Here is an 11,891-nt window from a genome sequence, read left to right on the forward strand (position 1 = left end):
CTAATCTTTTTTCACCACGGCAGCACCACGGAAAACGCGTCGAAACCCGCCATGCGTACCGCCAGCTGCCGGCAACCACAATGACGTGGAAGCACGGCTTCTTGCGCACCGCACACGCCGCGGACCCGCACGGCGGCCACGCACGGATCGATGCCGCCGCACTCGCACCACCCCCACGACAGGCCTCTTTGATACACCAGGGAGGCCGTTTCGTGAAGCCCAAAATCTCTCGGCCAACGTCGCCCGAAGAACAACCACCACCCGATAACACACCGAGAAGGGACAACTCATGAGCATGACCGGAGTTCAGTTCAATGCCTCACCGCATTGTGGCGAGGACGTTTCCTCGCCCTTCACCAAGTTTGCCGAGATCCCCACCGCCCAGGGGCTCTACGACCCGGCCAACGAAAAAGACGCATGCGGCCTGGCGCTCATCGCCACGCTGAAACAAGTTGCCACCCACGAGATCGTGGAACAAGCCCTCGAGGCGCTGCGCCGCCTCGAACACCGTGGCGCGGTCGGTGCAGACGCCGGCACCGGTGACGGGGCAGGGATCCTCACCCAGATCCCCGACGCATTCTTCCGCGCCGTCACCGGCTTCACCCTTCCGGCCCCCGGTCGCTACGTGGCCGGCACCGCCTTCCTCCCACAGGATGCGGCCGAACGCGCCGCCGTCGTCACCGCCCTGGCGGAACTGGCAGCCGAGGAATCCTTGATCGTGCTCGGCTGGCGCGACGTCCCGGTAAACACCGAAGTCATCGGCGCCACCGCCCTAGGCTGCATGCCGCACTTCTCCCAACTCTTCCTGGGCGCCGGCACCGACGACGAGACAGCGATGGACGCCCGCGCCTTCCGCATCCGTAAGCGCGCGCAGAACAAATTCGGGGTCTACTTCCCCTCATTCTCGACCACCACCATGGTCTATAAGGGCATGCTCTCCACCGAGCAACTCACCGGGTTCTACCCGGATTTGAGCGACGAACGCTTCGCCTCGCGCTTCGGCATCGTGCACTCGCGCTTCTCCACCAACACTTTCCCCTCCTGGCCGCTGGCCCAGCCCTTCCGCACCATCGCCCACAACGGTGAGATCAACACGGTGAAGGGCAACCGAAACTGGATGCGAGCCCGGCAATCACAGCTGGCCTCCGCGCTGCTCGGCGAGGTACCCGAGGAACTCTTTCCGATCTGCAGCCCCGGCGCCTCCGATTCGGCATCGTTCGACGAGGTCGCCGAACTGCTGATGCTCTCCGGGCGCCCCATCTCCCAAGCGATCATGATGATGATCCCCGAGGCCTGGGAAAACCACGCCACCATGGACGCGGACCGCCGGGCCTTCTACGAATACAACTCCATGCTCATGGAACCCTGGGACGGGCCCGCGGCGGTCTCCTTCACCGACGGCACCCAGGTCGGTGCCGTGTTGGACCGCAACGGGCTGCGCCCGGCCCGCTACTGGATCACCACCGAGGGACTGGTCGTGCTGGCCTCCGAGGTCGGGGTCATCGACCTGCCCGCCGAGCAGATCGCTTCCAAGGGCCGGGTGGCCCCGGGCAAGATGTTTCTGGTGGACACCGCCGCCGGACGGATCATCAGCGACGATGAAGTCAAGGCGCAGGTTGCTGCCTCGGCCCCCTGGGCGGACTGGGTCGCCGCCAACAAGATCCGCCTGACCGAGCTGCCGGACCTGGAACACGTTAAGCACAATTCCGCCTCCGTGCAGATCCGCCAGCGCACCTTCGGCTACACCACCGAGGAGCTGCGCATCCTGCTGGCCCCGATGGCCGCCCACGGTGCTGAGCCACTCGGGGCTATGGGCTCCGACACCCCGGTCGCGGTGCTCTCCGAGCGCCCCCGGCTGCTCTTCGACTACTTCACCCAGTCCTTCGCCCAGGTGACTAACCCGCCGCTGGATTCCATCCGCGAGGAACTGGTCACCTCCCTGGGGATCAGCATTGGCCCGGACGGGAACCTTTTGGCCACCGGCAAGGTCGACGTGGCGCAGGTGTCCCTCGACTACCCGGTGATCACCAACGACGACACTGCCAAGATCGCCAACCTGCGTGATGACAACGGCGCCAAGGTCACCTTGAAGGTCCGCGGACTCTACCGCCCGGAGGGCGGAGAAACGGAGCTGCGCGCCCGACTCCAAGAGATCTGCGAAAAGGTCTCCGCCGCGGTGAACCGCGGCGTGAAGTTCATTGTGCTCTCGGACCGGGATTCCAATGCCCAGTGGGCGCCGATCCCGTCGCTGCTGCTCACCAGTGCGGTGCACCACCACCTGCTCAAGAGCGCCAACCGCACCAAGACCTCCCTAGTCATCGAGGCCGGGGACGTGCGCGAAGTGCATCATGTGGCGGTGCTCGTGGGATACGGCGCCTCGGCCATCAACCCCTACCTGGCCCTGGAATCTGTCGAAGAAATGGCCGTGCAGGGCGAACTGGGCGCGGTCACCCCCGCCCAAGCCCAGACCAACCTGATCAAGGCGCTGGGCAAGGGACTGCTGAAGATCATGTCCAAGATGGGCATCTCCACCGTGGCCTCCTATTGCGGGGCGCAGACCTTCGAGGCCCTGGGCCTGTCCCAGCGCGTGGTCGACCAGTACTTCACCGGCACCTCTTCCCAGCTCGGCGGGGTGGGCCTGGACATTGTCGCGAGTGAAACCGCGATGCGTCATGCCGGCGCCTACCCCTCGGACCTGAACCCCGACGCGCACCGCGTGCTGGAAACTGGTGGCGAATACCAGTGGCGCCGCGAGGGTCCACCGCACCTGTTCAACCCGGAAACGGTCTTCAGGCTGCAACATGCCACCCGTGAACGTCGTTATGACATCTTCAAGAAATACACTCAGGGCGTGGATGACCAGGCCAAGGGCCTGATGACGTTGCGTGGCCTGCTGGACTTCAAGTTCGCGGAGCGCACACCCATTGATATCGAGCGTGTCGAACCGGTCTCGGAAATCGTGAAGCGATTCGCCACCGGCGCCATGAGCTACGGCTCGATCTCCGCCGAGGCCCACGAGACCCTGGCCAGGGCCATGAATCGGCTGGGCGGCAAATCCAACACCGGCGAGGGCGGCGAGGACGTGGAGCGCCTGCTGGATCCCGAGCGCCGCTCCGCGGTCAAGCAGATCGCCTCGGGCCGTTTCGGGGTCACCAGCATGTACCTCACCCACGCCGACGACATCCAGATCAAGATGGCCCAGGGTGCCAAGCCCGGCGAGGGCGGCCAGCTGATGGCCAACAAGGTCTACCCGTGGGTGGCCCGCACCCGGCACTCGACCCCAGGGGTCGGGCTGATCTCCCCGCCGCCGCACCACGACATCTACTCGATTGAAGACCTGGCCCAGCTGATCCACGACGCCAAATGCTCCAACCCTTCCGCCCGCGTCCACGTGAAGCTGGTCTCCGAGGTCGGCATCGGCACCGTCGCGGCAGGAGTCACCAAGGCCAAGGCCGACGTGGTGCTGGTATCCGGGCACGACGGCGGCACCGGAGCCTCCCCACTGAACTCGCTCAAGCACGCAGGGGTGCCCTGGGAGCTCGGCCTGGCCGAGACCCAGCAGACGCTGATGCTCAACGGGCTGCGCGATCGCGTCACCGTGCAGGTCGACGGGCAGTTGAAGACCGGCCGCGACGTGCTCATCGCCGCGCTGCTCGGTGCCGAGGAATTCGGCTTCGCCACCGCACCGTTGGTGGTCGCCGGCTGCATCATGATGCGCGTCTGCCACCTGGATACCTGCCCGGTGGGTGTGGCCACGCAGAACCCGGAATTGCGCGCCCGCTTCACCGGCCAGGTGGACCACGTGGTGAACTTCTTCGAGTTCCTGGCCCAAGAGGTCCGCGAACTGCTGGCCCAACTCGGTTTCGCCACCCTGGAGGAAGCCATCGGCCAGGCCGAACTGCTGGACATCCGCGCGGCAGTAGGCCACTGGAAAACCCAAGGCCTGCACCTGGAAAGGATTTTCAACACCGCAGGATCCACACCCGGCGCGGCGCGCTCGCGCACCCGGGCCCAGGACCACGGGCTGGGCACCCACTTCGATATGGCGCTGATCACCGCCGCGGCACCCGCCCTGGAACGCCGCGAAAAGGTCGTGCTTGACCTCCCCATCAAGAACACCGACCGCTCGGTGGGCACCATGCTCGGCCACCACGTCACCCGCACCTTCGGGGTGCAGGAACTGGAGACCGGGACCATCTCCATCACGTTGCGCGGCCATGCCGGCCAATCCCTGGGCGCCTTCCTGCCCGCCGGCATCACCCTGGACCTCATCGGGGACGCCAACGACTACATCGGCAAGGGGCTGTCCGGCGGACGGATCAGTGTGCGGGCCGATCCGCGCAGCGGATTCGACCCGGCCGCCGAGGTCATCGCCGGAAATGTCATCGGCTACGGCGCCACCGGCGGGGAACTATTCATCGCCGGATTAGTCGGCGAACGCTTCGCGGTGCGCAACTCCGGGGCAAGTGCGGTGGTCGAGGGCATCGGCGATCACGGCTGCGAGTACATGACCGGGGGAACGGTCCTGGTCTTGGGCGCCACCGGACGCAACTTTGCCGCCGGCATGTCCGGGGGCACCGCCTACGTCCTGGACCTTGACGCAGCGGTCCTGAACCCGCTGGCCGTGGCCAACGAGGACCTGTTACTCACCGGCCCGGACGCGGCAGATTGCACGCTCATCTTGGAGCTGCTGACCCGGCACCTGGAACACACCGGCTCGGCGCTTGCCGCCAGCCTGCTCGCCGATTGGCCGGTTGCAGCGGCACGCATCACCAAGGTGTTGCCGCGCGACTTCGCAGCAGTATCCCAGGCACGCAACAGTGCCACCCAAGAAGGATTCGACCCCGATTCAGCAACTGTCTGGAACCGGATTTTGGAGGTGACCCGTGGCTGATCCACGTGGATTCCTGGAGGTGCGCGAACGCGTCACCGTCCCCAAGCGCCCCGTCTCGGTGCGCATCATGGACTACAAGGAGGTCGCCCAGAGGCAAGACGCCGGCGTGCTGAAAAAGCAGGCCGGACGCTGTATGGACTGTGGCGTACCTTTCTGCCACAACGGCTGCCCGCTGGGCAACCTCATCCCGGAATGGAACTCGCTGGTCCACCAGGGGAGGATGGAGGAGGCCGCCGAACGCCTGCATGCAACGAACAACTTCCCGGAATTCACCGGGCGGCTCTGCCCGGCGCCCTGCGAGTCCTCCTGCGTGCTGGGCATCAACCAGCCGGCCGTCACAATCAAACAGGTCGAGGTGGAAATCGCCGACACCCTGATTGCCTCCGGCGGGCTCGAACCGGTGTTGGCGGTGCGCCACACCGACAAGCGCATCGCGGTGATCGGCTCGGGCCCCGCGGGACTGGCAGCCGCCCAGCAGCTGACCCGTGCCGGGCACACCGTTGCGGTTTACGAACGCGACGCGAAACCCGGTGGGCTGCTGCGCTACGGCATCCCGGACTTCAAAATGGGCAAGGACGTGTTGGACACCCGGCTGGCGCAGATGGAGGCCGAGGGCACGGTGTTCCGCACCGGTGTATCGGTGGGCACCGACATCGAGTTCGCGGCGTTGAACCGGCTCTATGATGCGGTGATCGTGGCCACTGGAGCCACCGTGCCGCGCGATTTGCCGGTCCCCGGCCGCGACCTTTCCGGGGTGCATTTCGCCATGGAGTACCTGGTGGAATCCAACCAGGTCATCGCCGGTGAACGCGAGGCGCTGCGCATCGATGCGGCAGGAAAGCACGTGGTGATCCTCGGTGGCGGCGATACCGGTGCCGATTGCCTGGGCACCGCGATCCGTCAGGGCGCGGCCAGTGTCACCACCTTGGCCATCGGTGCCCAGCCGCCCACCGAGCGTCCGGGGCACCAACCCTGGCCCATGTCGCCCACCCTTTTTGAGGTGCAATCCGCACATGAGGAGGGCGGGGAGCGCACCTATTTGGCCGCCACGGTCAACTTCACAGGTACGCACGAAAGGGTGATGGGTGTTACGGTTGCAGAGACCGAATTCACAAACGGTCAGCGCCTTCCGAAGCCGGGCACCGAACGGGTCATTCCCGCGGACCTCGTCTTCCTGGCCCTGGGGTTCACTGGACCCGAGCGGGCCGGTCTCATGGAACAGGCCAACACCGAGTTTGATGACCGGGGCAGCGTCGCCCGCGATGGTTACTACAAAACCAACACCCCTGGGGTGTACGCTGCCGGCGATGCCGGACGCGGACAATCCCTGATCGTGTGGGCCATTGCCGAGGGACGATCCTGTGCCGCGGCGGTGGACAAATACCTGATGGGCGAAACCCGCCTTCCGGCCCCCGTTGCACCGACGGATAGGGCCATCAGCATGTTGTGAGACGGATGCACCTTTACGGTGTTTCCCGACCTGAGAAATGGAAAGGCAGATAAGCTGACCGTTATGAGACGCGCAAAAATCGTGGCCACCTGGGGCCCTGCGATCGGAACCTACGACAAGACGCTGGCAGTGATCAAGGCGGGCGTCGACGTCGCCCGGCTGAACATGAGCCACGGCGACCACTCGACGCATGCCGAGAACCTCGGCAACGTGCGGGCTGCCGCACTAGAACTGGGTCGCCCGGTCGGCATCTTCGCCGACCTGCAGGGACCCAAGATCCGTTTGGGTCGCTTCACTGACGACGCCAAGCACATGTTGAAGGTGGGGGATACCTTCACCATCGTGATCGCCGATGTGCTGGGCGATGCCACCTTCTGCTCGACCACTTTCAAGGGTCTTCCACAGGACGTCAACCCGGGAGATGTGCTACTGATCAACGACGGTAAGGTCGCCCTGCGCGCCACCGCGGTGGACGATGAAAAGGTCGTCACCGAGGTCATCGTGGGCGGGGAGGTGTCCAACAACAAGGGCATCAACCTTCCCGGTGTGGCAGTCAACGTCCCGGCACTGAGCATCAAGGACGAGGAAGACCTGCGTTGGGCCATCCGCGCCGGCGTCGACATGGTCGCCCTGTCCTTCGTGCGTAACGCCGCCGACATCGGTCGTGTGCACGAGATCATGGACGAGGAAGGTCGCCGCCTGCCGGTGATCGCGAAGGTCGAGAAGCCGCAGGCTGTCGACGCCCTCGAGGAAATCATCGACGCGTTCGACTCCATCATGGTCGCCCGTGGCGATCTGGGTGTTGAATTGCCGCTCGAAGAGGTCCCGTTGGTGCAGAAGCGCGCCATCGAATTGGCCCGTCGCTGGGCGAAGCCGGTCATCGTCGCCACCCAAGTGCTCGAATCCATGATCGAATCCCCGACGCCGACCCGCGCCGAGGCCTCGGACTGCGCCAACGCCGTCCTAGACGGTGCCGATGCAGTCATGCTTTCCGGCGAAACCTCGGTGGGCGCATACCCCATCGAGACCGTCGAGACCATGGCACGGATCATTTCCTCCACGGAAAAGCACGGACTGGATCGTATCCCGCGTTTGGGCTCCAAGCCCAAGACCCGTGGTGGGGCGATCACCCGCGCGGCGGTGGAGATCGCGGATCAGCTGGATGCCAAGTACATTGTGGCCTTCACCCAGTCCGGCGATTCGGCCCGACGCCTGTCGCGTCTGCGCCCGAAGCGCCCGGTGCTGGCATTCACCCCGTTGCCGCAGACCTACAACATCATGACCCTGATGTGGGGCATCCAGCCCCGCCTGGTCGAGTACGCGGACCACACGGACAAGATGACCGCCCAGGTCGACCGCGCATTGCTTCAGGAGGGACTGGCCGAGCTCAACGACATCGTCTGCATCGCCGCCGGTTCACCTCCAGGCCAGGCCGGTTCCACCAACTCGCTGCGCATTCACAAGGTCGGCGACCTTGCGGATGCCGGCCAGCTCACGGACGGCAAGCCGATGCCTGCCCGCGAAAAGGTTGGCCCGTGGGATTCGGACAAGGTTGCGGGCGAAGGCACGCACACCATCTAGGACGCACCACGCACGCTGAAGACCGGTTTTCCTCACCTCATCCCCTTTCGGGAATGTGGGAGGAAGACCGGTCTTGGTGTTTGTCTGACGCTTAGTCCAGCACTGCGGCGACCGCCTCGATCTCCACGAGCTGGCCGGCGTAACCAAGCACGCTCACGCCGAGCAGGGTGCTGGGGACCTCGTGGTCGCCAAACGCGGCCCGAACCACGTTCCACGCCGAGACCAGGTCCTCCCTCGCGGTGGACGCGACCAGTACGCGGGTGGAAATGACATCGTTCAGGTTCGCGCCCGCGGCCTCCAAGGCGATCTGCAGGTTCTGGAGGCACTTCTGGGCCTGTGCCGCATGGTTTCCGAGGCCTGAGACGCTCCCGTCGAGTTCGAGCGGACAGGACCCGGCTAGGAAGATCAGCCGTGCATGGGCAGGAGCCGTGGCGGCATACGCATATTGCGCCGTGGAACTGAGCTTGGGGGAGCGGATAAGTGAGACTGCCGAGGGCATGGTGGTCCTTCGTGAGCCGGGGATGAGTTGCCTCACACGATACAAGGGTGTGGCCATCCGGGAGGCTATTGAGGTCGCTGCAGCGTCGTCTTGCACAGGCCAGGGCCGGAAGCCCGGGGGAGGAGAGCCCGTGGTCGGTGTGCGGAGTCGCGTCGTGCTCAGCACCGGAAATTGTCGCCTTCCGCACACGTCCGTTTCCGCATCGGACCCAGGGTTGACCACGAGGTAATTGGCTGGCCGCTGGAATGCCGGCAGCGAAGCCCAAGAACGGCTATTAATGAAATGAAAAAGGCCCCGATCCCTTGTAAAACAGGGGATCGGGGCCGATTTGTGCCCGAGGTGGGACTCGAACCCACACATCTCTCGATACTGCATTTTGAGTGCAGCGCGTCTACCATTCCGCCACTCGGGCGGGCACAATTCAATGCAGCGAGAATAAGCATAACTCATGATTGTTGAGCGCTGAAATCCTCGCGTCCTTGCGGTAAACAACTGTACATGCAGATAGGCTTAAGCGTGAAACCGAGTATTGATGACGCCCCCGGTCACCCCGGGAATGAAGGAGTGCCCATGAGCGAGCTGCCCGAAATAACACGAATCGAGGCCGAGCCAGCCACCGGTGAGCCACGCCGCGTTATTGTTGCCGAGGACGAAACCCTGATCCGCCTGGACATCGTCGAGATCCTTCGCGGTGAGGGATACGACGTGGTCGGCGAGGCGGACAACGGTGAAAAAGCCATCGAGCTGGCCCGCGAGCTCAAACCGGACCTGGTGCTGATGGACGTGAAAATGCCCGTCATGGACGGGATCACTGCCGCCGAGTCCATCGTCAAGGAACGTATCGCCCCGGTGGTGCTGCTCACTGCCTTCAGCCAAAAGGAACTGGTGGAGCGCGCTCGCGAGGCCGGTGCCATGGCCTATGTCGTGAAGCCCTTCACCCCCGCGGACCTCGTCCCCGCCATCGAGATCGCGATTTCCCGGTACGAGGAGATTCGGGCCCTGGAAAAGGAAGTCGGGGACCTCACCGAGCAGTTCGCCACGCGCAAGCTTGTCGAGCGCGCCAAGAGCCTGCTGACCACCAAGATGGGGCTGACCGAGCCCGAAGCCTTCCGCTGGATCCAGAAGACGTCAATGGACCGCCGACTGTCCATGCGCGAAGTGGCCGAGACCGTGATCGACCAGGTTAAGTAACCACGCTTCACCAACACCCTCGAGGGGGCCGCAGGAAACCACCCCCCCCCTGGTGGCTTCCGGCGGCCCCCTCTGCGTGTTATGAACAGTGCGTAGCGGGCGGTGGCTCGATAAGATTCGCGTAGCAGAAGAACCCGCGCAGGCAACAGCAACGAAAGGCCCACCGTGCCCAGCCCCGAATCGCCCATGGGTGAGTTATTTGAACTCAACGCGAGCATTGGCGGCCACAGCCAACATGCGGTGGTCAACCAGGTCGGTGCCGCGCTGCGGAGATTGGTCGTGGACGGGACGGAACTGGTCCAGGATTACCCGCAACAAATGCCGGCACCCTCATGTGCCGGAGTGGTGCTGGTGCCCTGGCCCAACAGGGTGGCCGGCGGCAACTGGACCCACCAAGGGCAGCCGGAACAACTCGTCCTCACCGAACCTGACCGCGGCAACGCCATCCACGGGCTGCTGCGCCACAGCAGTTACACCCAAGTTCAGCGCAGCGAGGGGAGTGTGGTCCTCGCGGCCACCGTCGACCCTGCCCCGGGCTACCCCTTCGAGCTGGGCACCAGCGTGCACTATGAGCTGGTCGCCGACGGGCTACGCGTCATCCACCGGATCCGAAACCGTGGGGGCAACGCGGCACCGGTGGCCATCGGCGCGCACCCCTATTTGCGCCTCGGGCAGACCCCGGTCGGCGAGCTGAGCCTGGTCATCAATGCCCGAAGGCATCTGGTTCTCGACGCGGCGATGATCCCGACCGGAACCGGGTGCGACGTATCCGGGTCGGCGTACGACTATCGGGACGGCAAGCTGCTCAACGACGAGGTGCTTGACGACGCGTGGACGGAGATTGACCGGGATCCCGAGGGCGGTTCACGGCACTGGCTCCAGGGGCCGGACGGGAGCCGGGTGGTACTGCACATGGACGAGAACTACGGCTTTATCCAGGCGTACACCACACAGAAGTTCAAGGGTCCGTCGGGGCCGGTGCACGCCGTGGCCTTAGAGCCGATGACCGCCGCCGCGAACGCCTTCAACAATGGGTGGGGGCTGCGGTGGCTGGCTCCGGGCGAAACATGGGAAACTTCGTGGGGGATCACCCATGAGCCAGGCCCGGCCGCTGACCGGTAAAAAACTTCCAACCCACCCATAGATCGAAAGCGGGACCCGATGAAAACCCAAGGTGTTGTGCTCAGCCTGGCCGTCACGGACGCCGAGCGCTCGCTGGAATTCTACCGAGACGTCGTGGGCATCGAGCGGGCCACGATGAATCTGGGCACGGTATGCCTGGAACTGCAGGGGATGACGGTGTTCCTGGCCGATGTCGAGGCGTTTACCAAATACTCGCGCGAAGCCAAGCGAGCCCCGTTGCTACCGGTACCTGCCACCGATGCGATCCTCAGCTGTGCCATCGCCAGCATCGAGGAGATCGACCGGATCCTTGCCGCAGTGGCGGAATCGGCGGGTAGGAGCTTCCCCGCCCACCGCATCGTCCACGTCAGCGGCAGGGCGCAATACATCGGCACGTTCGCCGATCCCGACGGCCATCTCTGGCAACTGGTCTACAACCTCACCGAGACCGAGGCAACGCCGGAAGAAGGCCCCCGCGCCAGCTGAGGTTAATCCTCGAAGCGTGACGGGTCGCCCAGGCCTACCCGGGTAATCACTGCTTCGCCGGAGGAATAGTCAATGACGGTGGTCGGTTCGGTGCCGCATTCCCCGGAATCGATAACTCCCTCGATCACGTTGTCCAGGGCTTCCTTGATCTCCCAGCCCATGGTCATCGGATCTTCCTCTCCAGGCAGTAACAGGGTGCTGGAGAGGATCGGTTCGCCCAGTTCCTCCAGCAGGGCTCGAACTACCGCGTTCTCGGGGATCCGCACGCCAATGGTTTTCTTCTTGGCCTGCATCAGGCGCCGTGGGACTTCCTTGGTCGCCGGCAGGATGAACGTGTAGCTGCCAGGGGTTACCGCCTTGATGTTGCGGAAGATCTTGTTGTTGACCTCCACGTACTGGCCCAACTGGGCAAAGTCCTTGCAGACCAGCGTGAAGTGGTGCTTGTCATCGACCTGGCGGATGGAACGGATCCGATCCAACGCCTCGCGGTTTCCTATCTGTGCGCCCAGGGCGTAGCAAGAATCGGTGGGGTAGGCGATGAGCCCGCCATTTCGGATCATCTCCACGGCTTGGGCGATCGCGCGCGGCTGTGGGTTATCGGGGTGTACATCAAAGAATCTAGCCATTTCACGAGCTTACGGCTCCGCGGCGTTTCGTGCACCCAATTT

Annotated in this window: 8 protein-coding genes and 1 tRNA gene; 6 read left to right on the top strand and 3 right to left on the bottom strand. The window is 64.5% G+C overall.

The window, feature by feature from the left end; genetic code table 11:
* The first annotated feature begins 289 nt into the window (after positions 1-289).
* From gltB to pyk, 3 genes are all read left to right on the top strand, one after another.
* Positions 290-4,894, top strand: coding sequence for a glutamate synthase large subunit (gltB, locus tag ADIAG_RS17135; RefSeq protein ID WP_007272691.1), 4,605 nt, complete (start codon positions 290-292; stop codon positions 4,892-4,894).
* Entirely contained in the window at positions 4,887-6,344 is a 1,458-nt protein-coding gene (locus ADIAG_RS17140) for a glutamate synthase subunit beta (protein ID WP_007272692.1), read from the top strand. The genes gltB and ADIAG_RS17140 overlap by 8 nt, the downstream gene beginning before the upstream one ends.
* A 63-nt stretch (positions 6,345-6,407) precedes the next feature.
* Complete coding sequence (gene pyk / locus ADIAG_RS17145) at positions 6,408-7,925, top strand: pyruvate kinase (RefSeq protein WP_043475727.1); 1,518 nt, start codon at positions 6,408-6,410, stop codon at positions 7,923-7,925.
* Between the two features lie 91 nt (positions 7,926-8,016).
* Here the strand turns inward: pyk and ADIAG_RS17150 are convergent, their stop codons facing one another.
* A complete protein-coding gene (locus ADIAG_RS17150; RefSeq protein WP_007272694.1) occupies positions 8,017-8,424 on the bottom strand; it encodes a RidA family protein in 408 nt (135 codons plus the stop codon).
* A 331-nt stretch (positions 8,425-8,755) separates the two neighbouring features.
* Positions 8,756-8,836: transfer RNA gene (locus ADIAG_RS17155), tRNA-Leu, on the bottom strand.
* 158 nt (positions 8,837-8,994) lie between these two features.
* Between ADIAG_RS17155 and ADIAG_RS17160 the strand changes: the two genes are divergently transcribed.
* The 3 genes from ADIAG_RS17160 (at position 8,995) to ADIAG_RS17170 (ending at position 11,223) form a co-directional block, all read left to right on the top strand.
* Positions 8,995-9,615 (top strand): ANTAR domain-containing response regulator, encoded by a 621-nt coding sequence (locus ADIAG_RS17160; protein WP_007272695.1) that lies wholly within the window; start codon positions 8,995-8,997, stop codon positions 9,613-9,615.
* Between the two features lie 186 nt (positions 9,616-9,801).
* Positions 9,802-10,737 (top strand): aldose 1-epimerase family protein, encoded by a 936-nt coding sequence (locus tag ADIAG_RS17165; RefSeq protein ID WP_043475730.1) that lies wholly within the window; start codon positions 9,802-9,804, stop codon positions 10,735-10,737.
* A 39-nt stretch (positions 10,738-10,776) separates the two neighbouring features.
* On the top strand, positions 10,777-11,223 hold the full coding sequence (locus ADIAG_RS17170; RefSeq protein WP_007272697.1) for a VOC family protein: 447 nt from the start codon (positions 10,777-10,779) through the stop codon (positions 11,221-11,223).
* Positions 11,224-11,225: 2 nt separating this feature from the next.
* Here ADIAG_RS17170 and ADIAG_RS17175 read toward each other — a convergent pair whose 3' ends face one another.
* On the bottom strand, positions 11,226-11,849 hold the full coding sequence (locus ADIAG_RS17175) for an L-threonylcarbamoyladenylate synthase (protein WP_007272698.1): 624 nt from the start codon (positions 11,847-11,849) through the stop codon (positions 11,226-11,228).
* Positions 11,850-11,891: the final 42 nt, after the last annotated feature.

It is taken from the genome of Paeniglutamicibacter gangotriensis Lz1y (genome assembly GCF_000348945.1).
GTDB classification, from domain to species: domain Bacteria; phylum Actinomycetota; class Actinomycetes; order Actinomycetales; family Micrococcaceae; genus Paeniglutamicibacter; species Paeniglutamicibacter gangotriensis.

Excerpts from the sequence above, each read along its gene's own strand:
- gltB (WP_007272691.1), top strand. The coding sequence starts at position 290 with ATGAGCATGACCGGAGTTCAGTTCAATGCCTCACCGCATTGTGGCGAG.
- pyk (WP_043475727.1), top strand. The coding sequence starts at position 6,408 with ATGAGACGCGCAAAAATCGTGGCCACCTGGGGCCCTGCGATCGGAACC.
- ADIAG_RS17150 (WP_007272694.1), bottom strand. The coding sequence starts at position 8,424 with ATGCCCTCGGCAGTCTCACTTATCCGCTCCCCCAAGCTCAGTTCCACG.
- ADIAG_RS17160 (WP_007272695.1), top strand. The coding sequence starts at position 8,995 with ATGAGCGAGCTGCCCGAAATAACACGAATCGAGGCCGAGCCAGCCACC.
- ADIAG_RS17165 (WP_043475730.1), top strand. The coding sequence starts at position 9,802 with ATGGGTGAGTTATTTGAACTCAACGCGAGCATTGGCGGCCACAGCCAA.
- ADIAG_RS17170 (WP_007272697.1), top strand. The coding sequence starts at position 10,777 with ATGAAAACCCAAGGTGTTGTGCTCAGCCTGGCCGTCACGGACGCCGAG.
- ADIAG_RS17175 (WP_007272698.1), bottom strand. The coding sequence starts at position 11,849 with ATGGCTAGATTCTTTGATGTACACCCCGATAACCCACAGCCGCGCGCG.